Source organism: Pseudomonas sp. TE31087, assembly GCF_057284075.1.
This window is the reverse complement of sequence record NZ_JBXVNN010000001.1, coordinates 2,154,387-2,181,362: the sequence shown is the minus strand read 5'-3', so window position 1 is coordinate 2,181,362 and position 26,976 is coordinate 2,154,387. Positions and strand designations below refer to the sequence as shown.

Genomic DNA, 26,976 nt, shown 5'->3' with positions numbered 1-26,976 from the left:
TTAGCTGGTGTTTCTCGGTTAATTTGATTGAACTGTATTTTTAAGTGCTGTTACTGTCTTTGCGCTCATGCGCCGCAATGGCGTTGGAACTCATCAGGATGCAGTGGGTAGGGTTTGCCGCCATGAAGGTTGAAAAGGACAGTCTGCTTCGGGGTTTATCGTTATTGCAGCGCCACGCCGCGCCTGTGCTCGTCATGACGCTGATGCTCGGCGTGGCCGCCGCGCTGGTCTGGTTATGGTGGTGGGGGCCGACGTGGCGTTGGCACGATCGTCAGCCCCTGGCCGAGCTGTCGCTGCGTGTCGCGCTGGCCCTGGCGCTGGTGTTGTTGCCGTTGCTGGCCTGGAGCGTGCTGGTGCACCGCCGCAACCGCCAGATCGTCCGCGAACGCCAGCGCCAGGCACGTGAAGAAGTGGATCCCTGCCTGGTACATCTTCAGGCCCAGCAGCGTTTGCTCGACGCCAGCCTGGCCCGGTTGCGTGACTGCCAGGGCGGACGGGGCCATCTGTACGATGTGCCGTGGTACCTCATGCTCGGTGACGAGAACGCCGGCAAGTCAAGCTTCGTCAGCCGCGGCGATCAGCGCTTCGCATTGACCCGCACCGAGCGCAGCGCGGCTCGGCGATCCGCCAGCGACCCTGACCTGGCCTTCGCCATCGACTGGTGGGTCGGCGACGAGGCCGTGCTGATCGATCCTCCCGGGGTGTTCATCAGCCAGCCTGAGCGGCCCGTGCCGGTCGAACCCATGGCCGGTGATGCCGAGTCGGACGGGGAAGACGGGCAGACAGCAGTCGGGTCTGGCGAACCGCCGGGCTTGCCGATGGACCTCGAGCGACGCCTGTGGCGCCACATGATCGGCTGGCTGGCGCGCAATCGCAGCCGGCGCCCGCTCAATGGCGTGGTGCTGGTGGTGGACATGGTCAGGCTGTTTACCGGTACGCCCGGGCAGCGGCGCGACCAGGCGTTCGTGCTCAGGGCTCGCCTGACGGAGCTGGGGGCCGAGCTGGGCACACGCCTGCCGCTTTACGTGGTGCTGAGCAAGTTCGACCTGCTGGAGGGGTTCGACGCATTGTTCGCCAGGATGGCGGCCCAGCAACGCGAGCAGGCTCAGGGCTTCACCTTCAGCCTTGATTCGGTGCGCGATTTCGATGCCTGGCTGGAGGAACTGAGCCAGGCCTACCTGGCCTTCCTCGCCCGCCTCGGCGAGCGCCTGATGGAGGCCGCAGTCGATGAGCCCCGTGCCGGGCGCAAGCGTGCCTACGCGCTGCTCCGCGAGTTGAGCGGTGCGCAGCACATCCTGCGGGACTTTCTCGGCGATGTGCTGGGCAGTGACCGTTACACCACGCCGGCCCTGGTGCGGGGGGTGTATTTTTCCTCGGTCTACCAGCGCGGTGAAGTGCGCAATCTGCTGGCAGACGCTTCGGCCCGTGCTTTCGCCTTCGCCCCGCCGGCCCTGTCGAGCAGGCCGCAGGGCGCTGGCGTGGCGTACTTCGCGCAGCAGCTGCTGCAGCGCGTGGTGTACCCCGAGGCGGGGCTGGCGGGCGACAACCAGAAAGTTACCCAGCACAAGGCCCGCCTGTTGAAGGGCGGCGCCGTGGCGGCGGGCTGCCTTGGGCTGGCCGTGAGCAGTGGCTGGGTCTACTTCCATGGCGTCAACCGTGACAAGGCTGAGCATGTCCTGGCCAAGAGCCGGGCGTTCAGCAACACCCACGCGGATGCCAAGGACGATCCGACCGGGCGCAGCCTGCTGCTGCCACTGGATGAGATTCGCGATGCGGTGAGCCTGTATGGCGATTATCGCTCGGGCTGGACGATGCTCACCGACATGGGCCTGTACCAGGGCAAGGCGATCGGCCCGCAGGTGGACCAGGCCTACCTGAATGCCCTGTCCCTGCGTTTCCTGCCGGCGATCGCCGGGGGCGTGGCCGCGGCCATCCAGCAGGCCGTGCCCGGCAGCGACGAGCAACTGGCGGCATTGCGCGTCTACCGCATGATCGAGGAGCGCGGCCAGCGTCGGCCGGCGCTGGTCGAGCAGTGGATGGCGCGGGCGTGGCAAAAGGCGTATCCGGGGCAAGGGCAACTGCAGGCAGCGCTGATGGGCCATCTCAAGTACGCCCTGGCCTATGCCGATGTCGAGCTGCCTGCGTATCGCCAGGTCGTCGGCGAGGCGCAGCAGCAGTTGCGCAAGTTGCCGCTGGCCCAGCGGGTCTACATCGCCCTCAAGCAGCAGGCGCGGGATCAACTGCACGGCGAGCTGGACCTGCGCAACGAAATCGGCCCGGCATTCGACATCGTCTATGTGCCCTTGGCCGGCCGTGACCACCAGGCAGCGGTGGATGCCAACCTGGCGCTGGCGCCCTTGCTGACGGCGCGTGGCTATCGCGACTACTTCGACCAGCACAGCGAGCAGTTGGCCGACCTGGCCTTGATCGACCAGTGGGTGCTGGGTGAGCGGCAGGCGGCGGACTATTCGCAGGTTGATCGCCAGGCCCTGACGGAGCGCCTGCGGGCCTTGTACAGCGCCGACTACATCGACAGCTGGCGACGCGTGCTGAACCGCTTTTCGGTGACCCAGTTCAATGACCTTGCCCATGCCCTGAGCGTGCTGGAGCAGGTCACAGGGCCTGCCGCGCCACTGCGCAGGCTGCTGGAAACGGTGCGCGGCAATACCCAGATCTACCCGCCGGCAGCGGGCGGCAGTGAAGAGGCCTTGGCGGACCGGCAGGCCCGCATCCAGGCCATGGGCATCGCCCGAGCCTTTGCCGGCCTGTCCGGCCTGCTCGATGTGCAGGGCGACAAGCCGTCGTATTACGATGAAACGTTGCAGGCCATCGGCGCCGTGTACGACTACGCCAAGGCGGTGCAGGACCACCCCAACCGCGGCAAGGCCGCCCTGGCGGTGGCCTTGAGCCGTTTCTCGGAGCAGGACCCGGACCCCATTCGCAACCTGCAACGCATTGCCGGCGGCCTGCCGGAGCCGCTCAACCGGCATGTTCGCCAGTTGGCGGAGCAGACCTCCCAGGTGCTGATGGTCATGGCCCTGCGTGAACTGGAGCGGCGCTGGGACGCGCAGGTGTACAGCATCTATCGCGAGCGCCTGGCATGGCGCTATCCGTTCGACCCTGCCGGGCCGGATGTCTCGCTCAAGGACTTTGTCGCGTTCCTTGGCCCGCAGGGCCAGCTCAAGCGCTTCGAGGAGCAGTACCTCACGCTGTTCCTGAAAGACAACCTCGATGCCTTGTACTCAAGTACCGATGAGCGTTCCCTGGTGCGTCCCGAGGTCCTGGCCCAGCTCAAGCAGGCAGAAACAATCCGCGATGCGTTCTTCGACCATCGCGGGGAATTGAACGTGGGCTTCGCCCTGGAAGCGCTGGCGGTCAGCCGTGGCGTGCAGGGCAGCGTCTTTGACCTGGATGGGCAACTGCATGGGCTTGCAGGGGTGAGCAGGGCCCCCATGGGCATGACCTGGCCCGGCCCTGCCGGGGAGAACGGGTCGAGCCGCGTCACCCTGCAGCGCGGAACAGGCACCAGCCTCAGCCTGGGGTACCAGGGGCCGTGGTCGTTCTACCGCCTGCTCAGCCGCGCAAGTCTCAATGCCCGGACCCGCACCAGCGTGGACCTGAACTTCCACATCGCCGGTGAGGTGGTGCGCTACCGATTCCACGCCAGGGATGCCAACAACCCCTTCACGCGGCCACTGTTCGCCGGGTTCGCACTGCCGCAGCGGCTGTTGCGTGACGCTCCAGGTAGCGAAGTGGTGCAACAGTAGAGGCGCTGCCGCTGCATAGGAGTAGGGGATCGCGCAGGGAGCAGAGTTCTAGCGTGGGAGCGGGCTAGCCCCGCGATCACCGGCGTAGCTGGTGCCAAACGCCGCATCGCGGGGCAAGCCCGCTCCCACGCTGCCCCGGTCAAATCAAAGAATTGTGCTTTGCTCCATAAGAGTACATTTGTACTCATGCGCGTACCCTGATGCGCACGGGTGGCGGTGTGGCGTCATGTCGATCGGCGATGAAGCTGGTCCAGCCCAGGTGGGTACCGTGCTCGGACCTCAGGCTGAAGGGCGGCGCTTCTTCGGCGCGCATGCGCAGTTCCAGGTCGTAGGCACCGGCATCCCGAAGCAGGAAGTCGACCAGGCTGCCCAGCTTGGCAAAGTCATCACCGCTGGGCAGGAAGTCGCGAAAGCGCTTCTGGTCCAGGCCGCCGATCACGATGGTGAACTTGCTGCTGCGCGATTGGGTGCTGGAACCGAGCAGGAAGTCTTCGCCGAGCTGACAGTTGCGCGCGCCCAGGCTGTTGCGTTGATTCGGCGCAATCGGCACGGTGCGCTTTTCGAACTCACGGATGGCGACTTCCTTGAGGTCGAAGCAGTGCGCGATCATGCCGGCCACCATGCTCGGCGAGCGGTTGTGGCTGGCGACGATGCCCACGAAACTGAGCAAGCGGCTCCAGGGCAGCGGCGTGGCGCCGCGCAGTTGCGCGTCGTCCAGGCCGATCAGGGCAAACAGATAGCGCGAGAAGCGGTCCCGGGCGCCTGGCTGAAAGCGTCGGTAGTAGCGGTACTTGCGCCAGCCCTGGTGCAACAGGGTATGCAGGCGATGATTGAAGAAGTCGAAGAACGCCGGACGCAGGCCGATGTCCTGGACGTATTCGTAGGCGACCTGTTCGAGGTAGTAGCTGGGCAGCGGCGAATCCGTGCCGTGCAGGCCCAGGAAGTTGGCCTGGATGCGGTAACGATCTTGCGCGAGACGCTCTGCACGCTGCACATCGGCGGCGGGGAAGGCCAGGCTGGGAGAGACCTGCAGTCGCAGGCGCCGGCGTGCCTCGGGTGAGAGGGGGCGCTTTTCCAGGTCATCGCCGTGCAGGCGATGGAGTGCTTCGAGCAGCTCGAAGTAGGCATACCCGTGGGCGCTGTTCAGTACGATATCGGCCAGGTCACCTTGCAGCGGCTGAGGTTTTTTTTCCATGTGAAGCTCACTGTGGTCTGCTCATCCATGAAGCGGCGAATTGAGTGCAGTGGGTTTAGCCATTGGGGTCGCTAAGCGACCCTTCGCGGGTAAACCCGCTCCCACAAGTCCAGCGCTCGATTCAGCGTTTGCGCGATCCTGTGGGAGCGGGTTTACCCGCGAAGGGCTGCAAAGCAGCCCCAACAAGTGCGATGAAGCGCTAACTGACTGGCATTAGGCGTCGGCGTTCTTATTCTAGGGTGAAGCGGGCGGAGACCTATCAGCAGGAAAGGTCTTGATTTCATGTAGGATTTTTCGCAGCGCAGGGCTTCACCCCAACGTTCAGTGGAACGACCAGCCGCAGCGAAGCATCCAAACCCAGGCCAACCCGCCAGAGGATCCCCGATGCCTGCCCCGATCGAAGACTACGCCCTCATCGGCAACTGCCGCAGCGCCGCCCTGGTCAACCGCGACGGCGCCCTCGACTGGCTGTGCCTGCCGCGCTTCGACGCCCCCGCGGTGTTCGCCGCCTTGCTGGGCAGCGAGGAAAACGGCCGCTGGCGCATCGCCCCCAGCGACCCCGTCGAGCACAGCACTCGCCGCTACCTCGACGACACCCTGGTACTGGAAACCACCTGGACCACCGCCAGTGGCCGCGCCCGGGTGCTCGACTGCATGCCCCTGGGCGAGCGCAACGCCGTGCTGCGCATCGTCGAGGGCCTGGCCGGCGAGACGGCCTTCGAGATGGATCTGGTGCTGCGCTTCGACTACGGCCGCAGCGTGCCCTGGGTGGAAAAGATCGATCCGCTGACCCTGAGCGCCGTCGCCGGTCCTGATCGGCTGATCCTGCGCAGCAGCACCGAAACCCATGGCCGCGACCACCACAGCGTCGCCCGTTTTCGCGTGTGCGCAGGGCAGCGCCAGGTGTTCAGCCTCTGCCACCAGGCCTCGCACCTGCCCGTGCAGCCTGATTGCGATATCGACCACGACTTCGAACAGACTCTCGAGCAGTGGCGGGCCTTCGCCGCCCGCTGCCCTGATGTCGGGCTCTACACCGACCGGGTGCGTCGTTCGCTGTTGACCCTCAAGGCCATGACCTACGCGCCTACCGGCGGCATGGTCGCCGCCGTCACCACGTCGCTGCCCGAGCGTGTCGGCGGCGAGCGCAACTGGGACTACCGCTACTGCTGGCTGCGCGATGCCACCATGACCCTGCTGGCGCTGATGAACCTGGGTTATTTCGACGAGGCCCAGGCCTGGCGTGAATGGCTGCTGCGCTCGGTGGCCGGCAATCCCGAGCAGATGCAGATCATGTACGGCCTGGCGGGGGAACGTGACCTGCCCGAATTTACCTTGCCCTGGCTACCGGGTTACGAGGGCTCGCAGCCGGTGCGGGTCGGCAATGCCGCCGCCGGCCAGTTGCAGTTGGATATCTACGGCGAACTGGCCGACGCCATGACCCAGGCGATCAAGGGCGGCCTGCCGCGCCACCCGCGCGGCGCGGCCATCGCCCGTGCGATCCTGCCGTACCTGGAAGGCATCTGGCGCGAGCCGGACGAGGGGCTGTGGGAGGTGCGGGGCGGTCGCCAGCATTTCGTGCACTCCAAGGTCATGGCCTGGGTCGCCTTCGACCGGGCGGCGGGCCTGGCCGACACCACTGAGGAAGGGCGTGAGCGCAGCCGGCATTACCGCCAGGTGGCGGACCAGATCCGTGACGAGGTCTGCCGGTGCGGGCTGGACGCCGGCGGCCGGCACTTCGTCCAGGCCTACGGCTCGACAGAGCTGGACGCCAGCCTGCTGCAGATCGCCCTGACCGGCTTTCTACCGGCCGACGATCCACGCTTTCTGCGCACCCTGGAACAGATCGAAAGGCGCCTGCTGCGCAACGGCCTGCTGCTGCGCTACGACAGCGACAATTGCAGCGACGGCCTGACGCCGGGGGAGGGGACGTTCCTGGTGTGTTCGTTCTGGCTGGCGGATGTGTATGTGCTGCTGGGGCGGCAGGACGAGGCGCAGGTGCTGTATGAGCGACTGACGGGCTTGTGCAATGACGTGGGGCTGCTGGCGGAACAGTACGACCCTGCGGGGAAGCGCATGCTGGGGAATTTCCCGCAGGCGTTCAGCCATATCGGGATCATCAATACGGCGTTGAACCTGCACCGGGCGCAGTGTCCGGTGCGGGATCGGGCGAAGGGCGGTGACTGAGCCTGCGACTTCTGACGCTGGGCAATCAGTTTTTCCTCATTGCTTGTAGTCCATTTCCGAATCATCCTTTTACCGCCTTTCAGCCATTGCTACGGCTCTCCCCATAACCTAGGCTCCCCCGGTCGCTGCCAATTCAGCGATCGGGTCTGCAAACCCGAGCCAAAGAAGAAGGACGCCGTTGCCAGGCCCCAGGTGCACTCCACTGCAAAGGAAGGATGGCGGCGTATCCTTACCGCAGGAGAAGTCGAAATGTTGAAGATCGTCCCCGATCCACCGCCATCCAATCCTTCCCCTCATCACCTTGAAGACACCCTGATCCAGGCAGCGGAATACGTGCGCTGCGCCCTGATCGTGGCCCATCAGTCGGTGCTGGCCTCACATCCGCATTCGCTCGGTGCAACGCTGGCGCTGACGGCGGTGCACGAGATGGAAACCGTGCGCGCGTTGCTGGACTCCGCGTTGGCGCAGGTGCAGGTGCCAGTGCCTGCGCAGGTGCAGACGCACCATTGAGTTTGTGCATCCTGCGTGGGATGCAGTGGTTGAAGTGGGCATGTCTGGCGATGATTGACGTTGGCTGCGTGGGTGGCCGTGTTGGCGCTATCGCGGGGCAAGTCCGCCCTCATGGAACAAACAGTAACTTATTGATTTTTCTAGGCCCTGTGGGAGCGGCCTTGCGTCGCGAAAGGGCCGCAGAGCGGCCCCGGCGATCTTTGCATCAACACTGAGAACCTGGGGCTGCTACGCAAGGCCGCTCCCACAGGGGGACAGTTCCCTGCGCGACAGCGCAGCCCGACGGACTGGGATCTCGTACAGGTGCTGTGCAGTGTCTGAGACAGGATTTCCAGCCAAGCAAAGACCCTGTAGGAGCGGGCTTGTCCCGCGATACTGGCGCAGCCGGTGCCATCCGTATGGAGCATGCCCGCTCAGGCCCCACCGAGGCGAATCGACGTGGCAGCTATGGCATGATGCCCGGCCGCGCACGCGATAGACGCCTGCCATGAAAGGAATACTCAGATGCCCTCGACCCCACCCAACGGCCTGCCGGTCTATCGCCTGATCACCGGCAAGGACGACGCCAGTTTCTGCCAGCGTATTTCCGAGAGCCTGGCTTTGGGCTATCAGCTTTATGGTTCGCCCAGTGTGACCTTCGATAGCAGCAAGGGATATGTAGTGGCTGCCCAGGCGGTGCTGTGGCCGGTAGGCAGGGACTGAGACGGATGGATGCCGCAATCCGCCTGCGGCGGGCCATGCTCTATGACATGGACCGAGTAAGGGCCGCCAGGTGTCCGACGCAAGCCTTGCAGCGCCTGTGAGATCGAGCGCCGCCCGCGCGGCGCATCGCGACGCAAGGCCGCTCCTACATCTGTTTCGGGCCAGTCAATCCTGTGCCATTACCTGGGCCGCCTTGTTGGCACGACGCGGTTTCAGTGTGGGCATCGTTGCCGTCCCACCTGTCTCAAGGCATGCGCCAAGGCGGGCAACCATGGCCTGACAGGTTCGGCACGTTGCAACAAATAATGAAATGGCTACCCCCGCCCCACCCTGTGTCAGCCCTCTAAGCTTTCACAGGGTGCCTATCGGAGTGCAACGCCATGAACACTGTCGCCATCATCGCCATCGACCTGGGAAAGTTGAGCTTCCATGTACACGCTCAGGATGATCGGGGTCATGAGCTCTATCACCGCAGGTTCAACCGTGAGTCACTCATTCGCCACCTTGCCAATCTTGCGCCCTGTACGGTGGCGATGGAGGCCTGTGGTGGCTCTCATTTCATGGCGCGAGAGGTGACGAGACAGGGTCATACGCCCAAACTTATTCCCGCACAGTTCGTTCGCCCCTACGTGAAAAGCAACAAGAATGACTTTGCCGATGCTGCCGCTATCGGTGAGGCGGCAACCCGCGATCAGATGCGCTTCGTGCCTCCCAAAACCGAGGCCCAGCAGGCGCTGGCGATGCTCAATTCACTGCGCGACAGCTTCATCAGAGACCGTACTGCCACCATGAACCGCATCCACGCTTATTTGCTCGAGGTGGGGGTCAGTTTGGCACCCACCTTCAAGGCGGTCCGGGAGCTCCCCATTCTGCTGGACGACAGTACCTTCTCACCGTTGATCAAGAAGCTGTTGCTGGACCTACATGCCCACTTCCGCTATCTCGATGATCGGATCAAGGCTCTGGACAAGGAAGTGCATAGCCAGGCCGTTAGCGATGATCTTGCTTCCCGTTTGATGTCGATACCTTGTATTGGCCCGATCACCGCTACCGCCCTGGCTGCGGAATTGGGTGATGGTAAGCAGTTCCGCTGTGGGCGAAATTATTCAGCCTCCATAGGCCTGGTTCCCAGGCAGCACACGACAGGCGGCAAACCTTGCCTGGGGCGAATCAGCAAGCGGGGCGACGGCAATCAGCGACGACTGCTGATCCAGTGCGCGAGGGTCTATCTGATTGGGCTGGAGCGCAAAACCGGCAAGCTGGCGGACTGGGTACGTGGCTTGCTACGTGTTCACCACCCCAACCTGGTGGTGTGCGCTATCGCCAACAAACTGGCCCGAATCGCCTGGGCCATCACGGCACACCACAGCGAATTTGATGCAGGGTCAAGCGCCATGAACGCTTGACCCTGCAGACACACGAGTAACAACCCACCTGGTTTTGCGATGCTGCACACAGATGACGTGAACGGTATACCGGCCTGGCGATCAACCTGAGCTCCTACTCGGCTTCAGAAGCCGAACAAATATCTAGGCTCGTCGGGCGCGATTTTCATCGAGGCGCGGGACCAACCTCCCACACGACGCCGTATAGATTGACGCAAACCAAACTCACGCACATCTCAGTACAGTATTGCAGAAATGGGGGTAACCATAGATGTAGGAGCGGCCTTGCGTCGCGATGCGCCGCGCGGGCGGCGCTCGATCTGATAGGCACTGCAAGGCTTACGGCGGACACCAGACAGCCTGAAGCCCCCGCAACGAGCAGCTACGCTTGCGTGCTATAGGTCACGCAAGGCCAGGGAGCTGCCTGATGAAATGCCTGTACTACCTGCTGTTGTCGCTGTTGTCGCTGATCCCCGCCGCCATGGCCGACGACGCCGATGGCACAGCACCTGTCGCGGCGCAGTTGACGGTGGCCAACCGCACGGTCTTCACCTTCCACGCTAGTGTGCTCGGCGAACCCCCGACAGTGCGTGCGCAGCGCGCCCGGGCGGTGGTCGACGAGGCCCTGCGCGGTGCCGAGGGGCTGCAGGTGCGGGTCGATCCGATGATGGACAGCCAACTGGTCCTGATCGGTGACCGGCGCGCCTTCATCGTCGCCCCGCAGGACCTGCCGGGCGGCTCGGGCGATACCCGGGCGGCCGCCGAGCAGGCCGCCATGGTGTTGCGCCAGGTGGTGGACGAAACCGGCGAGGCGCGCAGCCTGCATTTCCTGTTCGTGGCCCTGGGCTACTCGCTGCTGGCCACGCTGATCTACCTCGCGCTGCTCAAGGCCACTCATGTTGCCCGGCGCAAGCTCACTGGCCTCTTGCCCAGGCTGATGCGCAACCGGGCCTACCAGCTCAAGGTGGGGCAACTGCCGTTGTTCGACATGCAGTACGTCTATGCCCTGGTCGACCGCTTGCTGCGCCTGTTCTACTGGCTGCTGGTGGCGCTGTTCAGCTACCAGTGGCTGAGCTTCGTGCTGTCGCGCTTCCCCTACACCCGCCCCTGGGGCGAGAGCCTCAACCTGCACCTGCTCGACCTGCTGCGCTACCTGCTCGACGGGATCGTCCATGCCATCCCGGGCATCGCCGTGGCGATCACCATCTTCTTCATCGCCCGTGGCATCAGCAGCTTCAGTCGCCGCCTGCTGGAGCGCCTGGCGCGCCCCGGCAGCGTGCCCTGGCTGACCGGCGAGACCCTGCAACCGACCACGCGCCTGACCTCCCTGGCCATCTGGCTGTTCGCCCTGGTGATGGCCTACCCGTACCTGCCGGGTTCGGGCACCGATGCGTTCAAGGGCTTGTCGGTGCTGCTGGGCCTGATGATTTCCCTGGGCGCCTCCAGCGTGGTCGGCCAAGCGGCGGCGGGGCTGATCCTCACCTATTCGCGCACGCTCAAGGCCGGTGAGTACGTGCGGGTCGGCGAGCACGAGGGGACGGTGACCGAGGTGGGGATGTTCAACACCACCATCCGCACCGGGCTGGGCGAAGTGCTGACCTTGCCCAACTCGATGATCACAGGTTCCGTGACCCGCAACTATTCAAGGGCGGTACAGGGGGCGGGCTATATCGTCGATACCGTGGTCACCATTGGTTACGACACGCCCTGGCGCCAGGTGGAGGCGATGCTGACCGAGGCGGCACGGCGCACCGACGGCATCCTCGCCAGTCCCAGGCCGCAGGTGTTCCAGACCGGGCTGTCGGACTTCTACCCGGAATACCGTCTGGTCGCCCAGGCGGTGCCGAGCGAGCCCAGGCCGCGGGCGGAGCTGCTGAGCCTGCTGCACGCCAATATCCAGGATGTGTTCAACGAATACGGCGTGCAGATCATGTCGCCGCATTACCTGGGCGACCCGGCACAGGAGAAACGGGTGCCGCCCGAGCGCTGGTACAGCGCGCCAGCGCAGGCGCCGGATGTCACGAAGTCCGATATGCCTGGTTGATCCCAGAGACCGGGCGTGCGCATGAGTTGCCTGTCGGCGCAGAGTGGTTAGTGGCTTTTTGATTCTATGCTTGGAAGAGTCTGTCAGTCCGCATGAACAGGGAGGTGTCAAGATGAGAGTGGATCTACTGGCTGTGATGCTCGTGCTCAGCTCAGGTGCTATCGCCCAGGATTGGGGCAAGTTTTCCAGCCCCCTCAATGTCGAGTTAATGAAGACCAATCGAGATATTCGCTTGCTTCAGGACTTCACCTATACCGGGCCCAGGCCGGGGAAACTGTTCTGGCTGGCGCCCAAAGACACGGTATCCGATGGCGCTTCGATACCGAAAGTAGCCTGGGGCGTGGTTGGGGGGCCGCTGGATGGCCAGTATCGGCAGGCGGCCATCATCCACGATGTGGCGTGCGTGAAGCGAACGAGGAGCTGGCAGGATACCCATAGGGCTTTTTATACGGGCATGAGAGCCGCTGGAATCGGCGAGACTCAAGCCAAGGTCATGTATGGCGCGGTGTATCACTTCGGACCGCGCTGGGCGGAGCCGGAGTTCGTCAAGATCCCCAGGATACGAAAGGCAACCTTCGATACTGAGTTCGCGCAATTCAAAGCGGCGCTGCCGCCCGGAAAGGAGGCCGAATTGATAAGTGACGGTCGAGTGATATCCAGAACCGTATCGGATGGACTGTTCACAAGTGAGTCGATAGACGAGGTCGTAGGCGCAGTGGTCGAAGTGCGCGAGGTACAACCGCCAGCCACACAGGCGGCCTTCGACAAGATGCGCAGTGAGATCGAGCGGAGCAACCCCAGCCTGGATGAGATCGAGAAGCTACCCGTCTCGAACCTGTAGCGCGGTCAAACATCATTTTCGCGGGCAAGCCCACTGCCACAGGTATTGCGCGAACCGCTGTGGCAGCGGGCTTGCCCGCGAAGGGCTGCAAAGCGGCCCCGATAAACGACAAACCTTTCTCAAGTGAAGCGCGCAAGGCCGCTCATCCGGGCCAATTCAAAGGCGCGCCCCGCAGTGGTCAGGCCACCGCCTCGCGACCAGCACTTGCCGCCTTGGTGTGCCAAAGGGTCGGCACCATGAACGCGATCGCCAGCACGCACGCGCTCACCAGCAGCACGAAGCCGCCGTCCCAGCCGAAGTGGTCGACGGTGTAGCCCATCGCCGCGCTGGCCGCGACCGAGCCGCCCAGGTAGCCGAACAGGCCGGTGAAGCCGGCCGCGGTGCCGGCGGCTTTCTTCGGCGCCAGCTCCAGCGCCTGCAGGCCGATCAGCATCACCGGTCCGTAGATCAGGAAACCGATGGAGAACAGCGCGATCATGTCGACGGTCGGGTTGCCCGGTGGGTTGAGCCAGTACACCAGGGTGGCGACGGTCACCAGGGCCATGAACACGATGCCGGTCAGGCCGCGGTTGCCGCGGAAGATCTTGTCGGACATCCAGCCGCACAGCAGGGTGCCGGGGATGCCGGCCCACTCGTAGAAGAAGTACGCCCACGAGGTGGTGTCGACGCTGAAGTGCTTGGCTTCCTTCAGGTAGGTCGGCGCCCAGTCGAGCACGCCGTAGCGCAGCAGGTAGACGAACACGTTGGCCAGGGCGATGTACCACAGCAGTTTGTTGCGCAGCACGTACTCGACGAAGATCTGCTTGGCGCTGAACTCCTGCTCGTGGCTTTCGTCGTAGCCTTCCGGGTAGTCGTTCTTGTACTGCTCGACCGGCGGCAGGCCGACCGACTGCGGGGTGTCACGCATGGTGGCGAAGGCGAACACGGCCACCAGCACCGCCACGGCGGCGGGCACGTAGAAGGCGGCGTGCCAGTCGTTGGTCCAGCCCAGGCCCAGCAGGAACAGCGGGCCGATCAGGCCGCCGCCGACGTTGTGGGCGACGTTCCACACCGAGACCACGCCACCGCGCTCTTTCTGCGACCACCAGTGCACCATGGTCCGCCCGCTCGGCGGCCAGCCCATGCCCTGGGCCCAGCCGTTGATGAACAGCAGCACGAACATGATCGTCACGCTGGACGTGGCCCAATGCGCGAAACCGAAAATGAACATCACCCCGGCCGAGATCAGCAAGCCGAAGGGCAGGAAGTAGCGCGGGTTGGAGCGGTCCGAGACCAGGCCCATGAGGAACTTGGACAGGCCGTAGGCGATGGCGATGGCGGAAATCGCCACGCCCAGCTGGCCACGGGTGTAGCCCTCTTCCTCGATCAGGTAGGGCATGGCCAGGGAGAAGTTCTTGCGCAGCAGGTAGTAGCCGGCATAGCCGAAAAAGATCCCGGCGAAGATTTGCCAGCGCAGGCGACGATAGGTGCTGTCGACGCGCTCGTCGGGCAGCGGCGCCTGGTGCGCGGCAGGGCGGAAGAAGGCAAACATGTGAAGCTCCCAACTTGTTATAGGTATGCGAAAACGAATTTTACATTTTCGTTACAGAAAAAATATCTGTTTCGCGGGGAGCAGGTGTTGTTTTGTGAAAATTGCCGTGTTTCTCGACGACAGGTTGATGGCAGATACCTGACACGAATAATGGCAAAAGGCTACAGGCTAATCGGAAGTGAACCACTTTTCCGGCTCGACTATGGATAGAAGAGCCGAAACACATGGATATTCACGTAACGCAAGCCGAGCGCACCAGCACCGCCCCCCGCGACACGCAACTGCCCCTCCTGCACATCACAACGGAGCACTTGCGTGCCTGGCGCCTGGCGGCCGACGTGCTCTTCAGCACGGCGACCAGGGCAGGCGATGCATTCAGTGCCTCGCTCGAGGTCTTTCATTGCCAGCGATTTTTGTTGTGCCGTGGTTACCTGGAGGGAGCCCGCTATGGCCGTGACGCGCACCGTCTGGACGGGTGCGACCTCGATCACTATGTGCTGCACCTGCCGCTGCAACGTGGCCTGGCCGCTGGCAATGGCATGCGCGTGCGGGCGCGGGATGTGGTGGTGCTGGACCTGACACAGCCGGCGGCTTTTGCCATGGCCGGCGGCGAAGGCCTGAGCCTGGTGATACCCCGTACCGCGCTGGCGCACCCCACATGGCAGTTGCATGGGCTGCGTCTGGGACGGGAGAGCCCGATGGGGCGCCTGCTCGCCAGCCTGCTGTCGTCGCTCGCCACGGCCGCGCCGCAACTGACCCAGGACCAATTGCTACACCTGAGCCAGCCGCTGGTGGGAGTGATCGGTGCCTGCCTGATCAGCGCGGCAGCTGGCCGCCAGGTCAGGGCCTCGCCCACACAGGGCGACCTCGGCCGACGGGCGCGCAGCTACATCGAGCGCAACCTGCAACGCAACGACCTTACCCCGACGGTGCTGGCCAAGGCCATGGGTACCTCGCGCAGTCAGTTGTATCGGGCATTCGAGCGATTCGGCGGGGTGCGCCACTACCTGCTGCAACGGCGCCTGCGCCGCTACCTGCAAGCGTTGGGCGAGCCCGGCAATGCCGGGAGGCGCATCGGCGACCTGGCCTACGACCATGGTTTTACCGATGAGGCGCACTTGCGCAAGGTGTTCCGCAAGGCCTTCGGCCTGTCTCCACGCGCGGCGCGTACCGCCTTGCAGCGAGGCGAGCTGGCCTGCCCGGATGCGCAGGTCGGCGAGCCGCCATCGATGGTGCGCTGGCTGCGCGAGTTGGCCAGTCATTGATTCGGGACGGCTGACCCGATTTCCGGGACGCACGCCCCCGGACACGCCCCAGGCCCATCCGTAATCTGGGCTCACCTGGTAACCCAACCATCCATCCAACCCGGTGCCGTCGTCAGGGCCTGAACCCTGCAACGCGTGGGGCATACCGAAGCCACCCGGACGGCATCGGCACCGCATGAGACAAGGAGCGTCGGTCGTGGCGAATCAATCCCTCCATCACCTCATCCAGAGCATCGCCGGCGCGGTCGCCGAGGCGCAGGACAAGATCCAGCGCTTCCAGGTGTCGACCGTGCGCCAGTACTTCGACGAGGACAACCGGCCGGTCAGCATCGATGTGCGCCTGCCGTCCCATTCGCCCGAGGCGAAGGAAGGCGAGGAGCGCGTGGTACGGGTCCCGCTGCTGTCGCTGGTGGGGGCGCGGCTGATGGCCGTGAAGGACATGGAAATCTCGTTCGAGGTAGGGCTGAACGCCGATGACGGTTCGGCCGCGAACGTCGGCCCGGCGACTGCCGGTGATGACGACTCGGGCTGGCCGAGCGAGACCCACAAGGCTCTGAACGTCGACCTGGGCGTTCGCCGCAATGGTGAAGGCGGGCCGCTGGCGCGCGTCACCCTCAAAGTCGAAACCCAGCCCCCTTCGGAGGGGATGGCTCGGCTGCTGCAAAACCTCGATAAATTGATCTAGGAGAAACACAAATGGCTAACTTCTCGATGGGTGACCAGTTCCGCGGCCTGCCTATGGGCGACCTGATCGGCGGTCCTCTCACAGCCGCTTGCGACGCCCAGGTCCGCCTGGCCAATGCCACCGCCGACTTCATCAAGGTAATCGGCTTCCTGCCTGACCCCAACAACCCGACCGACCCCAACGCGGTGGGCGATGTACGCACGGTCAGCTTCCGCTTCGACCGTCCGTCCACCAGCAAGCCCGACGACGGCACCATCCCGATGGAACGGGTGGAGCTCGAAGTCCCGCTGCTGGCGGTGGTCAAGGTGCCGAACCTGTCGATCAACAAGGTCGACATCACCTTCGACATGGAGGTGAAGAACTCCGAGCAATCGCGCGAAGCCACCGACGCCCAGGCGGCGATGTCGGCCGAGGCCAGCGTGGGCTGGGGGCCGTTCAGCGCCAAGGTCAACATCTCCGGCTCGGTGTCTTCGCACAAGGAGAACACCCGTTCGACCGACCAGTCGGCCAAGTATCACGTCGAGGTCCACGCGGCCGACGACGGTATGCCGGAAGGACTGGCCCGGGTGCTGGACATGATCTCGCAGTCGGTCGCGCCCAAAGCCATCACCCAGCAGTAAGCGGTGATCGGCCCAATGCCAGCCCTGTGGTCGTGTGAGCGCTAGCCAGGGGTTGGCCGTCAGACTTTTCCGGAAAGGAGTTCCGTGATGTTCGATCTAACGGACGTGGGATATGTGAAACGCATCGTCGTCGGCAGCACCGATCCGGAGAAGCTGACGTCGCACGAGCTGATCCAGGCGCAGACCGCGCTGCTCAACCGCTGCCTCAGCGAACCGCCCAAGGGGCGCATCGTCGGCATCGAGAAAACCTTCAACCTGCTCAACATCGGCGAGCACCAGGTGGTGCTGCAGTCACTCATCTACCACGTGGGCTTCGCCCGTCGGCCGTTCTGGCTGGCCGACGAACAGGAGGCCTCGTGATGAACCACTTCGCAGAGTTCGTCCACGCGCTGGGCGGCGCCGTGCAGTGCGCGCGGCACGCCACCGGGCAACGCTGGCCGGGGATCCGGATCGCAGAGATGCAGGTGGTGCTGGCCGCCACCCTCGAGCCCGGCGATGCGCCGGGGAGTCTGGCGCTGCGTGTCGGTCGCGCGCCACGGCGCAATGAAACCTTGCATGAGCTGAGTATCAACGTGCCCGGCGATGCCGGTGAGGCGATTGTCGTTTGCCTCGATGGCGAGCTGTTCGGCCACTACGGGAGGCCCGGTGATGGCCAGGCCGACTGAGCGCTCGATGCGTTTGCTGCTTTCAACCCAGGAGACCCGAACCATGCGCACGATTCTCAAGAACAAACCAGGCCAACCGGCTCGGATGTCCACCGGCAAACGCGTGCTGTGCGCCATCGGCGCGGCCGCATTGTCGGCGCTGGTGGCGTTGGGGGCGATCCAGCCCGACCTGGCCCTGGCCATCGCCAAGTGGGCGGGGCTGGTGCTGGCGTTCTGAACCCATGAATCACCCAACAAGGAGAGTCACCATGAGACATCTGGCAACCGCACTGGCCGGTGCCCTTGCACTGGCCGGCCTGGGATCGGCGTGGGCCGACGAGTACCAGGGCACATTCAAGGACAACGGCACCAACGTGCCGGTGCTGCTGAACATCGATCCTGGCGCAGGCTTGGGCAAGAACGCCGGCAAGGTGCGCTTCGGCGCGGGATGGGCGTGCGATTTCGCCCTGGAGTTCAACGGCGCAGACGGGCCGGAGCGCAGCTACAGCCTCAAAGGCGGTGGGGCGGGCCGCTGCGGGCCGCTGACCCTGGGCTACCTGCAGAGTCGCCAGGGCAGTGACGGCCTGCAGATCCAGTTGTTCACCCAGGCCAACAAGCTCGCCTACAGCGCCACCCTGGTGCCGCCCGCCAGGTAGCCGCCACAAGCAACCGACATCCATTCGCTTCGCCATCAAGGCACGGCCTGGCCGCTGCCCCACGGGGAGCGGCTTGCCCGAAAAAAGGAGCTGACCATGTGCATCACCAACACCGTAGGGACGGGCGGCAACAACGCCACCGCCGATGTGCGCAGCCTGCAGCTGCTGCTCAACCTCAACAGCGGTCAACGCGGCTTCAGCTGCGCGCTTGGCATCGATGGCCTGTGGGGGGGCGGCACGCGCAGTGCGCTGGACAACTTCCAGCAGCTTATCGGCAGCCCGCAGGGCAAGCCGGTGGCGCCGGGCGATGCGACCCTGGCCGCCTTGCGCGTGGGCCTGCCCGGTGGGCTGGTCGCGCCCAAATTGTGGCTGGCGCTGATCAATGCCAGCGGCACACGTATCGATGCCTTCCACCAGCCGGTGCTCGACGTGCTGACCCGCTACCGCATAGACACGCCGCTGCGCATCGCCCACTTCCTTGCCCAGATCGCCCATGAGAGCGGCTGCCTGCGTTACACCGAGGAGCTGGCCAGCGGGAGTGCCTACGAGGGCCGCAAGGACCTGGGCAACCTGCAACCGGGCGACGGGCCGCGCTTCAAGGGGCGCGGGCTGATCCAGCTGACCGGTCGCGCCAACTACCGCCAGTACGGCCAGTACTGCAAGCGCGATTTCGAGAACAAGGACGACCCCTCCCTGGTCAGCAGCGACCCGGCCCTGGCGGTGGACGTCGCCGGCTGGTTCTGGGCCAACCGCAAGCTCAACGACTGGGCCGACAAGGATGACCTGCGTGAGGTTACCCGCCGGGTCAATGGCGGTTTCAACGGCCTGGACGACCGCGCCGCATACCTCGCCCGGGCCAGGTGGCTGCTGGTCGGCTGAACCCCATTCCCCCTTTTCGCCGGCAGCGGCGGAACCCGAGGACAACAACGTCCTGTCACCGTAAAAAAGGAGCTTCATGATGAAAAAGACTTTCGTGTTCCCACATGCACGCGTCGCGCTGGCTGGGCTGGCGGTCATCGGCAGCCTGGCGTTCAGCCTGGTGCCGGTGGCGTCCGCCCAGGCCGCCGTGGCATGCCCACAGCCCAATTCGGGCGGCGTGCCGGCGGTCAATCAACAGCATGTGTTCTGCGGCGAGGTGGCCAACAACCGGGCCAAGGGCTTCCACAGCAGGCCTGGCGGACAGTTGCCCGCCACCGTGGCCTTCACCGCGGCGACCACCAATACGCCGGTCGGGCCGGCCGGGATCTATGTCCTGCGCAGCTTCAACATCACCCAGAACGGCGTGACCGCGAGCAAGTCCATCTCCACCATGTTCCCGGACAGCTGCTCGCAAGCCAATGTGGTGGCGGCCATCCAGAATGCCTACAACAACCGCACCTCGCTGAACGGCAACGAGTTCCGCGGGCCGTCGGGGGCGCATTGCGTGGCGGGCAACCCTGGCGCATCGTTCAACATCGTCGGATATCTGAATGGGGCTGGCACGGTGGTGACCACCGCCTATCCTGACTACTGATCCTGCGTCACCCTCACCAGGGCCGGGCATCATGCCCGGCTCTTCCGTATCCCTGGCAAAGGAGCCTGCTCATGTCCAATCCCCGCCCCCCAGGCCTGCAGCAGTTTCTCGACGACGAGGTGACGGCCGTGGCACTTGAGCATTTGCTCGAGAAGGCCCTGGCCGCACGTCGCAACCGAGTGGTGGAGGCCTACAGCGGCAACGCCTACCACGTTGCCTTCGAAGAGGACGCCGTGGTGATCGAACACCACTACAGGGAGGACTGGCCTGCGCTGCGCCTGCCTTTGGACAGTTTCATCGAGACCCTGCAGGGTTGGCAGCCGAAAGCGCGTTATTGAAACCCTGCGCCGGGCCTGCACGCCGGTGATGCGTACCAGGTTTTTCGCGGGCCTGTGAAGGTCAATCGAGCACTGGCCGCAGGAAGTTGCGTTCGTAGCTGAGGATGAAGCGTTGCTCGTTGGCCAGGGCGAAGGCGGCGATGCACTCCGGATCGGTTTCCGAGGCTGTGCGGTACTGCTCGTAGGCGGCCAGGCTGGGGAAGCTGAACAGGGCGTAGGCAACATTGTTGGCGCCTTCGCTGGGCAGGAAGTAGCCGTGGTGGGTGCCGCCCATGCGGTTGACCAGGCCGATCCACAGCTTGCCGTAGGCCTCGAAGGCCGGGATCTGGTAGGGGTCGATGATGTACTTGAGGTGGCAGGTGATCATTGCACGCAATCCTTTGGGTGAGCCGGGTGGCTCACCTTACAGGGGCGGATGGCGGCCGTCACTGGGGGGCTGGTTGTCGCCAGATCAGTTGGTCGGTGGGATAGCCCTGCCGGCGTGCCAGCTCCAGCAGCTGTTCTCGGGTCTGGGCGCTGACGGTCGCTGAGCGCGACAGCAGCCACAGGTACTCGCGGTTCGGGTGGCCGACCAGTGCCACGCGATAGTCCGGGTCGTGGTAGAGCACCCAATACTCGCCCTTTGTCAGGTTCGGTGCCAGGCGGCTGAGCCAGTTGTCGAAGCGCACCCAGAGCTTGTCGGTGCGTCCGGCCACCTGCGGCTCGGCGACGCCTAGGGCTTCGTTCCACTGGCCGTCCTGCTCCAGGCAGCGATTGGTCACGTCGATACGGCCGTCCTCGCGCAGGCCGTAATGGGCCTCGGACTGCACGCAGTGGCGCTGGAAGAACATCGGCAGGCGCGCCAGTTCGTACCAGGTGCCCTGGTAGCGCTGCAGTTCGACCTGCTGCGTGGTGGGCGGCGGCTCATCGCGGGCGCTGGTGCAGCCCATGAGCACGAGGGTGAGGCAGCAGCAAAACGGCACGGCCAGGCGCATCGCCATGGGAAACCTCCTGAAGGGGGGGAAGGGCTCACATGATGTTCGATGCGCGGGCCGGCCAAAGGTTTTACTGGGCTGGGCGTGAGGTCTCCACGCTCAGCACTTCGGTATAGATGGCTTCTACGGTCTGGTCGAGCTTGAGATTCTTCATGCGTGCCTGCAGTTCGGGGTCCTCGACCTTGACCACCTGCAGCTTGCCTTCTGGTGGCAGCAGGGTGACTTCGTGGGTGTTCAGGTCGATCTTCTTGATCTGCGAGGTGACCTTGACCTGACGGAACGCCTCGCCACCCGGGTTGGGGTTGTCCTTGGTGGCGCGGATGGTGCCCGATTCCTCGGAGGCCTTGGGAGCGCCGCCGACATTGGTGTTGAGCACATAGGCGATGGCACGGGTCACTTTGATATCGACCTGGTCGCCCACCTTGAGATTGGGCAGGGCCTTGGCCTGTTCGGTGAGCTGGAAGGTCACGTCCTTGTCGTGGGGACCCTTCACCGTGACCTGGCGGTTGGGCAGGTCGATCCTGGTCACTTCAGTGGTGACATGGCTTTCCAGCGCTTCGCTGGCGATGGGCAGTTCGGCGGCGTGGGCGGTGAGGCTGGCGGCGGACACTAGCGAGGCGAAAGCAACAGCGCGTGCGAGGGTGGCAGTCATTGGCCTGTCTTCCTTGTGGTCGATACCGGTGGGTGTATGCGAGAAGAAGCATAGACACTGGTTGGCAGGTGTGTGGCCAATGCTGGCCTCATCGCGGGGCAAGCCCGCTCCCACGACTGTCAGGCAGCGGTACCAACGTGGGAGCGGGCTTGCCCCGCGATGAGGCCGGTTCAGACACTACAAAGGTTGATGATCACGCTCGCGCTTGGCCCCGGACACACTCACCGCCCCCGGCAAGCTCACGGCGTTCTTCGCCGCCAGTACTTCGGCCATCACGCTCACCGCGATTTCCGCCGGGGTCTTGCTGCCGATGTAGATGCCAATGGGCCCATGCAGCCGTTCGAGCGACTGCTCGGTTTCGCCGAAGTGCTCGATCAGCCGTTCGCGGCGCAGCTGGCTGTTACGTCGCGAGCCGATGGCGCCGATGTAGAATGCCGGACCATGCAGGGCCTCTAGCAGCGCCAGGTCGTCGAGCTTGGGATCGTGGCTGACGGCGATGATGCAGGTGCGCAGATCGGCCTTGAAGTCGCGTACCACATCGTCCGGCATGCCCTTCAGGTATTCGACGCCGGCGACCGACCAGGTGGCCATGTGCTCGGGCCGAGGGTCGCACACCGCCACCCTGAAGCCGTTGAACAGGGCCATGGTCGCCAGGTACTCGGCCAGCGCGCCGGCGCCGATCAGCAGCATGCGGTAGCCGGGGCCGAGGGTGTTGGTCATCTGCCGGCCGTCGAAACGGAACTGTTCCGGGGTGGCGGTGGGTTCGAGGTTGACCGCGCCGTCGGCCAGGGTCAGTTGGCGACGCATCAGCTGGCCGCTGTCGAGCTGCTCCAGCAGTTGTCGCAGCGAGGCGGCGGCGGGCATGAATTCGAGGATCAGCTCCAGCGTGCCGCCGCACGGCAGGCCAAAGCGGTGGGCGTCGTCGGCGCTGATGCCGTAGCGGATCACCTCGGGTGCCCCTTCGGGCAGGCCGGGGCCGCCGTAGGCGGTGGTGTAGCGGTGGACCAGGTCGTCCTCGATGCAACCGCCGGATACACTGCCGACCACCCGACCGTCGTTGCGCAGGGCCATCATCGAACCGACCGGACGCGGCGACGAGCCCCAGGTGCGGGCGACGGTGGCGAGCAGCACGCGGTGGCCGGCCTGGAGCCAGTCATGGGTGGTGCGCAGGACCAGCAGGTCGATGCTTTCCATGGTGTATGAAACCTCGTGTTGCCGAGTGCCTGTGGGAGCAACGGTCTTGCTCAATGTCTAAAAGCTGACACGATCCCTGTGGGAGCAACTGTCTTGCTCAATTTTTAGAATCTGGCGCGATCCCTGTGGGAGCGGGTTTACCCGCGAACACCGGCAGAGCCGGTGCCATCCACCGCGTCACCGGCTTCGCGGGTGAACCCGCTCCCACAGCGCTGCTCAGCGCATATGCAGGATGATCGGGCTGCTGCTGGCCGGGTCGGTATGCCCGCGCAACGTGCCCACCGCCTTGGCCTCTACCGCGCCGCCGTGATTGCCCCATGCACTGCGGGCGAAGCTCAGCACCTGGGCGATCTCCTGGTCCGATAACTGCTCGCGGAACGCCGGCATGCGGTAGGCATCCGGCACCCCGGCGGCAACGATGCGCTGCGAGCCGTTGAGGGTGATGTTGATCGCCGAGGCATTTTCCGCGGCCAGCATCGAGGTGGCGCCCGCCAGCGGCGGCATCCACTCGGCCTGGCCCTTGCCGTCCAGGCCATGGCAGCTGGCGCAGCGGGTCGCGTAGGTATGCGCCCCCGGCGTGTCGAGCCCCGCGGCTACCGCCTGATACTGCCAGGGTGCGCCGTCACGCCCCGGGTCGCCGGGCAGCGACTTGAGGTAGCGGGCGATCGCGTTCAGGTCGTCGTCGCTCATGAACTGCGTGGAGTTGTTGAACGCCTCGGTCATCGAGCCGTACACCACCGCGTGCTTGTTTCGTCCGGTCTTGAGGAACTGCACCATCTCCGGCTCGCTCCAGCGCCCGAGTCCGGTGTTGTGGTCCTGGCGCAGGCTCGGCGCGTACCAGCCATCGAGCAGGGCGCCGGCGAGGAACGGTGCGCCGCTCTCGTCCAGGGCCTTCTCGTTGAAGGCCAGGCCCCGAGGTGTGTGGCAACTGCCGCAGTGGCCGGGGCCCTGGACGATGTAGGCGCCGCGATTCCACAGCGGGTCCTGGTCGGCCTTCTGCGCATAGGCGCTGGTCGGCGCGAACAGGCCGTTCCACAGGGCGATGGGCCAGCGCAGGTTCAGCGGCCAGGGAATGTCGCTGGGGACATTGGCCTCGGCGGCCGGCTGCACGCCCTTCATGAAGAACGCATAGAGCGCCCGCACATCGTCGTCGCTGAGCTTGACGTAGGACGGGTAGGGCATGGCCGGGTACAGCCGTCGCCCACCCGGCGCGACGCCCTGGCGCACCGCGCGGTCGAAGTCGGCCAGGCTGTAGGCGCCGATGCCGTGCTCGCGGTCCGGGGTGATATTGGTGGCATGGATGGCGCCCAGCGGCGTGGCCATTTCCAGGCCGCCGGCAAACGGTGCCTTGCCCGGCAGGCTGTGGCAGGCCACGCAGTCGCTGAGCCGGGCGACGTACTCGCCACGGCTGACCAGGGCGGCGTTGGCGCTGTCGGTGGCGCTGAAGGGCGAGGCGGGCTCGCGGGTGACGTACCAGGCCAGCAGGCCTGCCGCGACCAGGCACGGCAAGGCCAGCCAGCCTGCGGTTCTTGCGAATCGGCTGTTGTTCATGGGCTGTCCTTGTCGTGTCAGCTGAAGGTATGGCGGCTCAGGGGCATGCTGCGCACGCGCTGGCCGGTGAGCTGCGCCACGGCGTTGGCCACCGCGGGCGCCACCGCCGGCAGCGGTGGCTCACCGATACCGCCCATCTTCGCCCCGCTCTCGACGATGCGCACATGCACCCGGGCCATGCGCGATGGCGGCAGCACCGGGTACAGGTCATAGTTGCGCGCCCGTGGCATGCCGTTGAGCCACACCGCTTCCTCCAGCAGCACCTGGGACAAGCCGAGGGACACCGCGCCGTTGACCTGGGCTTCGATGATCGCCGGGTTGACGATGCTGCCTGGGTCGATGGCCTGCCAGATGTCGTGCACCCTGACCTGGCCGCCCTCCAGCGATACCTCGGCGATCACCGCCGCCTCCGAGCCGAACGGCGAGGCCATGGCCACGCCACGGGCGCGCTTGCTGCCGTCCTCGGCGGTGAACGGGCCGCGTTTCCAGCCGCCGGACAATTCCGCCACCGCCTGTAGCAGGGTGGTCAGGCGAGGGTTGCCCTGCAGCAGTTGCAGGCGCAGCTCGTAGGGGTCATGGCCGCCCTTGTCGGCCAGTTCATCGAGGAACGACTCGTAGAAGAAGTCGTTCAGCGAGTTGCCCACCGAGCGCCAGTAGCCGAGCATGGCCGGGCCTTTGACGTAGATCTGCGCAATGCGCTTGTTGGCGATGGCGTAGGCCTTGCCCGACAGCCCTTCGAGGGCGGTGGGGTCGACCTTGTCACCCTGCTTGCCGGCGAGCGCCTCGGTCGGACCTTCGGTGGCGCTGATCGCCTCGATGGCCACCGGCAGGCCTTTGTCGTCCAGGCCGGCGCGGAACTTGACCACGGCCATGGGGCGCATGGCATCGCGCAGGAACTCCTCTTCGCGGCTCCAGATCAGTTTCACCGGCCGGCCCACGGCCTTGGCCAGGGCGATGGCCTGCGGGTAGGGGTTGGCCGAGTCGTACAGGAAGTGGCGGCCGAAGAAGCCGCCGAGCAGTGGCGAGTGCAGGGTGATCCGCGCAGGGTCCAGGCCGGTGCGCTTGGCGATGTCGTCGCGGAACATGTCCTGGGCCTGGTTCGGCAGCCACACCTCCAGGCTGCCGTCGGGGTTGAAACGGGCGGTGGCGGAGGGCGGTTCCAGCTGAGCATGGTTGAGGTACTGGTTGTGGTAGGTGGCCTCGACGGTGGTCTTGGCGCTGGCCAGGGCGCCAGCTACGTCGCCCTGGTTTTCCTCGTCGCGGCTCGGCCCGGTCTGGGCGGCCAGGTGGTCGCGCCAGCCGTCAGTGGAAAAATCGGCGGGCATTGGCCGCACCTGGCTGTCGGCAGCCGCCTCCTTCCAGTCCACCTGCAGCGCTTCGACCGCGCGCTTGGCGTGCCACCAGCGTTCGGCGACCACGGCCACCGCGCCGGGCAGCTGGTGCACCGAGTGCACGCCCTTCATGGCCTTGACCTGTTCCTCGTTGCGCAGTCCGCCGACGCTCATGCCCAGGCGCGGCGCATGCTGCACGGCGGCGTGGAGCATGCCGTCGACCTTGATGTCGATGCTGTAGATGGCCTTGCCGGTGGACTTGTCGTAGGCGTCGAGGCGTTGCACCGGCTTGCCGATCCAGCGGAACTGGCTGGGGTCGCGCAAGGTGACGCTGGCCGGGTCCGGCACCGGCAGGTCCATGGCCGTTTCGGCCAGTTCACCGTAGCCGAGCGAACGGCCCGAAGCGGCATGCACCACCTTGCCCGGCTCGGTGGTCAGCTCGCTCACCGGCACGCCCAGCTGCTGGGCGCCGGCTTGCAGCAGCATGGCCCGGGCCAGGGCGCCGAGGCGGCGCATGGTCGGGTAGCTCATGCGCACCGACATGCTGCCGCCGGTGATGCGCAGGCCGTTTTCCATGACCACGTAGGCTTCGCCGGCGGGCGCGCTTTCGACCAGGAAACGGGCAGGCTCGAGGTCCAGCTCCTCGCCGACGATCTGCGCCATGGCGGTGTTGACGCCTTGCCCACCCTCCATGAATGGGCTGAGCAGACGCACGCTGCCGTCCGGGCGCAGCTCCAGGAAAGCCGGCACCTGGGTACCGCGCTCCGTGGCGCTGGCGGCCTGTACGCGCGGTGCACCCACTGGCAGGCCGAAGCCGAGCACCAGCGCGCCCACGGTGGTGCCGACCAAAAAGCGCCGGCGCGACAGGTTGACGGTTTCGCCTGCTGGCAGTTTCAGCAAGTCTTCGGGGGTATCGATGCGTGTGCTCATCAGGCTTTACCCCCTTCGGCGAGATCGTGCACGGCGGCGTGGATGGCGTTGTAGGTGCCGCAGCGGCACAGGTTGACCATGGCCGCGTCGATCTGCGCAGCGCTGGGCTTGGGCGTGTGCTTGAGCAGCGCGGTGGCCGCCATCACCTGGCCGGACTGGCAGTAGCCGCACTGGGCCACCTGGTGCTCGACCCAGGCGGCGACCACGCGCTTGCCAACCGCGTCGTTTTCGATGGCCTCGATGGTGGTGACCTCGCGGCCGACCACGCCGGCCACCGGGGTGACGCAGGCGCGCACCACGTTGCCGTCCACCAGCACCGAGCAGGCGCCGCACTGGGCCAGGCCGCAGCCATACTTGGTGCCGGTCAGGCCCAGGTCGTCGCGGATCACCCAGAGCAAGGGCGTGTCGGCGTCAGCCTCGACCTGGTAGGTCTGCTGGTTGATTCGTAGTTCCATGGGCTCACC

Annotated in this window: 26 protein-coding genes; 17 read left to right on the top strand and 9 right to left on the bottom strand. The window is 65.3% G+C overall.

Going from position 1 to position 26,976, the window contains the following annotated elements; translation table 11 throughout:
• The first annotated feature begins 194 nt into the window (after positions 1-194).
• Positions 195-3,767, top strand: coding sequence for a type VI secretion system membrane subunit TssM (tssM, locus tag ACZ899_RS09730; RefSeq protein ID WP_234562066.1), 3,573 nt, complete (start codon positions 195-197; stop codon positions 3,765-3,767).
• Between the two features lie 184 nt (positions 3,768-3,951).
• Here the strand turns inward: tssM and tssG are convergent, their stop codons facing one another.
• A complete protein-coding gene (gene tssG, locus ACZ899_RS09725; RefSeq protein ID WP_234563118.1) occupies positions 3,952-4,962 on the bottom strand; it encodes a type VI secretion system baseplate subunit TssG in 1,011 nt (336 codons plus the stop codon).
• A 384-nt stretch (positions 4,963-5,346) separates the two neighbouring features.
• Here tssG and ACZ899_RS09720 point away from each other — a divergent pair, with 384 nt between their 5' ends.
• From ACZ899_RS09720 to ACZ899_RS09695, 6 genes are all read left to right on the top strand, one after another.
• A complete protein-coding gene (locus ACZ899_RS09720; RefSeq protein ID WP_234563117.1) occupies positions 5,347-7,146 on the top strand; it encodes a glycoside hydrolase family 15 protein in 1,800 nt (599 codons plus the stop codon).
• Positions 7,147-7,395: 249 nt separating this feature from the next.
• Entirely contained in the window at positions 7,396-7,656 is a 261-nt protein-coding gene (locus ACZ899_RS09715) for a hypothetical protein (protein ID WP_234563116.1), read from the top strand.
• Positions 7,657-8,160: 504 nt separating this feature from the next.
• Positions 8,161-8,358 (top strand): DUF1737 domain-containing protein, encoded by a 198-nt coding sequence (locus ACZ899_RS09710; RefSeq protein ID WP_234563115.1) that lies wholly within the window; start codon positions 8,161-8,163, stop codon positions 8,356-8,358.
• A 380-nt stretch (positions 8,359-8,738) separates the two neighbouring features.
• The gene (locus ACZ899_RS09705; protein ID WP_203646634.1) at positions 8,739-9,764 is read left to right on the top strand and encodes an IS110 family RNA-guided transposase; all 1,026 of its coding nucleotides are present in this window, start codon (positions 8,739-8,741) and stop codon (positions 9,762-9,764) included.
• Between the two features lie 406 nt (positions 9,765-10,170).
• Positions 10,171-11,787 carry a mechanosensitive ion channel family protein gene (locus ACZ899_RS09700; RefSeq protein ID WP_442800030.1) on the top strand — a complete coding sequence of 539 codons (1,617 nt, stop codon included), beginning with the start codon at positions 10,171-10,173 and terminating at the stop codon, positions 11,785-11,787.
• A 112-nt stretch (positions 11,788-11,899) separates the two neighbouring features.
• On the top strand, positions 11,900-12,628 hold the full coding sequence (locus ACZ899_RS09695; RefSeq protein WP_234562439.1) for a DUF1353 domain-containing protein: 729 nt from the start codon (positions 11,900-11,902) through the stop codon (positions 12,626-12,628).
• Positions 12,629-12,806: 178 nt separating this feature from the next.
• Here ACZ899_RS09695 and glpT read toward each other — a convergent pair whose 3' ends face one another.
• On the bottom strand, positions 12,807-14,159 hold the full coding sequence (glpT, locus tag ACZ899_RS09690) for a glycerol-3-phosphate transporter (protein WP_234562440.1): 1,353 nt from the start codon (positions 14,157-14,159) through the stop codon (positions 12,807-12,809).
• Between the two features lie 224 nt (positions 14,160-14,383).
• Here glpT and ACZ899_RS09685 point away from each other — a divergent pair, with 224 nt between their 5' ends.
• The 10 genes from ACZ899_RS09685 (at position 14,384) to ACZ899_RS09640 (ending at position 19,880) form a co-directional block, all read left to right on the top strand.
• Positions 14,384-15,424, top strand: coding sequence for a helix-turn-helix domain-containing protein (locus tag ACZ899_RS09685; RefSeq protein ID WP_234562441.1), 1,041 nt, complete (start codon positions 14,384-14,386; stop codon positions 15,422-15,424).
• A 196-nt stretch (positions 15,425-15,620) separates the two neighbouring features.
• Positions 15,621-16,109: a DUF2589 domain-containing protein gene (locus ACZ899_RS09680; RefSeq protein ID WP_232856925.1), complete on the top strand. Its 489-nt coding sequence runs from the start codon at positions 15,621-15,623 to the stop codon at positions 16,107-16,109.
• Between the two features lie 11 nt (positions 16,110-16,120).
• Complete coding sequence (locus ACZ899_RS09675; protein WP_050706450.1) at positions 16,121-16,729, top strand: DUF2589 domain-containing protein; 609 nt, start codon at positions 16,121-16,123, stop codon at positions 16,727-16,729.
• An 87-nt stretch (positions 16,730-16,816) separates the two neighbouring features.
• Positions 16,817-17,089: a hypothetical protein gene (locus ACZ899_RS09670; protein ID WP_050706449.1), complete on the top strand. Its 273-nt coding sequence runs from the start codon at positions 16,817-16,819 to the stop codon at positions 17,087-17,089.
• Complete coding sequence (locus ACZ899_RS09665; protein ID WP_232856924.1) at positions 17,089-17,394, top strand: hypothetical protein; 306 nt, start codon at positions 17,089-17,091, stop codon at positions 17,392-17,394. The genes ACZ899_RS09670 and ACZ899_RS09665 overlap by 1 nt, the downstream gene beginning before the upstream one ends.
• A gap of 43 nt (positions 17,395-17,437) precedes the next feature.
• Positions 17,438-17,611 carry a hypothetical protein gene (locus ACZ899_RS09660; RefSeq protein ID WP_225933215.1) on the top strand — a complete coding sequence of 58 codons (174 nt, stop codon included), beginning with the start codon at positions 17,438-17,440 and terminating at the stop codon, positions 17,609-17,611.
• Between the two features lie 31 nt (positions 17,612-17,642).
• Positions 17,643-18,029 carry a hypothetical protein gene (locus tag ACZ899_RS09655; protein WP_186732609.1) on the top strand — a complete coding sequence of 129 codons (387 nt, stop codon included), beginning with the start codon at positions 17,643-17,645 and terminating at the stop codon, positions 18,027-18,029.
• 96 nt (positions 18,030-18,125) lie between these two features.
• A complete protein-coding gene (locus ACZ899_RS09650; protein ID WP_203647313.1) occupies positions 18,126-18,908 on the top strand; it encodes a glycoside hydrolase family 19 protein in 783 nt (260 codons plus the stop codon).
• 79 nt (positions 18,909-18,987) lie between these two features.
• On the top strand, positions 18,988-19,542 hold the full coding sequence (locus ACZ899_RS09645; RefSeq protein WP_203647312.1) for an EndoU domain-containing protein: 555 nt from the start codon (positions 18,988-18,990) through the stop codon (positions 19,540-19,542).
• A gap of 71 nt (positions 19,543-19,613) precedes the next feature.
• Entirely contained in the window at positions 19,614-19,880 is a 267-nt protein-coding gene (locus ACZ899_RS09640) for a hypothetical protein (protein WP_203647311.1), read from the top strand.
• Between the two features lie 61 nt (positions 19,881-19,941).
• On the opposite strand, the gene ACZ899_RS09635 is transcribed toward ACZ899_RS09640, so the two are convergent.
• The 7 genes from ACZ899_RS09635 to ACZ899_RS09605 form a co-directional block, all read right to left on the bottom strand.
• A complete protein-coding gene (locus ACZ899_RS09635) occupies positions 19,942-20,247 on the bottom strand; it encodes an NIPSNAP family protein (RefSeq protein WP_203647310.1) in 306 nt (101 codons plus the stop codon).
• Between the two features lie 58 nt (positions 20,248-20,305).
• Positions 20,306-20,860 (bottom strand): lipocalin family protein, encoded by a 555-nt coding sequence (locus ACZ899_RS09630; RefSeq protein ID WP_232856920.1) that lies wholly within the window; start codon positions 20,858-20,860, stop codon positions 20,306-20,308.
• 64 nt (positions 20,861-20,924) lie between these two features.
• The gene (locus tag ACZ899_RS09625) at positions 20,925-21,506 is read right to left on the bottom strand and encodes a hypothetical protein (protein WP_203647308.1); all 582 of its coding nucleotides are present in this window, start codon (positions 21,504-21,506) and stop codon (positions 20,925-20,927) included.
• A 177-nt stretch (positions 21,507-21,683) separates the two neighbouring features.
• The gene (locus ACZ899_RS09620) at positions 21,684-22,700 is read right to left on the bottom strand and encodes an XdhC family protein (RefSeq protein ID WP_234562442.1); all 1,017 of its coding nucleotides are present in this window, start codon (positions 22,698-22,700) and stop codon (positions 21,684-21,686) included.
• A 216-nt stretch (positions 22,701-22,916) separates the two neighbouring features.
• Positions 22,917-24,251 (bottom strand): c-type cytochrome, encoded by a 1,335-nt coding sequence (locus tag ACZ899_RS09615; RefSeq protein ID WP_234562443.1) that lies wholly within the window; start codon positions 24,249-24,251, stop codon positions 22,917-22,919.
• A 17-nt stretch (positions 24,252-24,268) separates the two neighbouring features.
• Positions 24,269-26,512, bottom strand: a complete 2,244-nt coding sequence (locus ACZ899_RS09610; RefSeq protein WP_232856913.1) for a xanthine dehydrogenase family protein molybdopterin-binding subunit — start codon at positions 26,510-26,512, stop codon at positions 24,269-24,271.
• Positions 26,512-26,967 carry a (2Fe-2S)-binding protein gene (locus tag ACZ899_RS09605; RefSeq protein ID WP_203647304.1) on the bottom strand — a complete coding sequence of 152 codons (456 nt, stop codon included), beginning with the start codon at positions 26,965-26,967 and terminating at the stop codon, positions 26,512-26,514. The genes ACZ899_RS09610 and ACZ899_RS09605 overlap by 1 nt, the downstream gene beginning before the upstream one ends.
• Positions 26,968-26,976 lie beyond the last annotated feature (9 nt).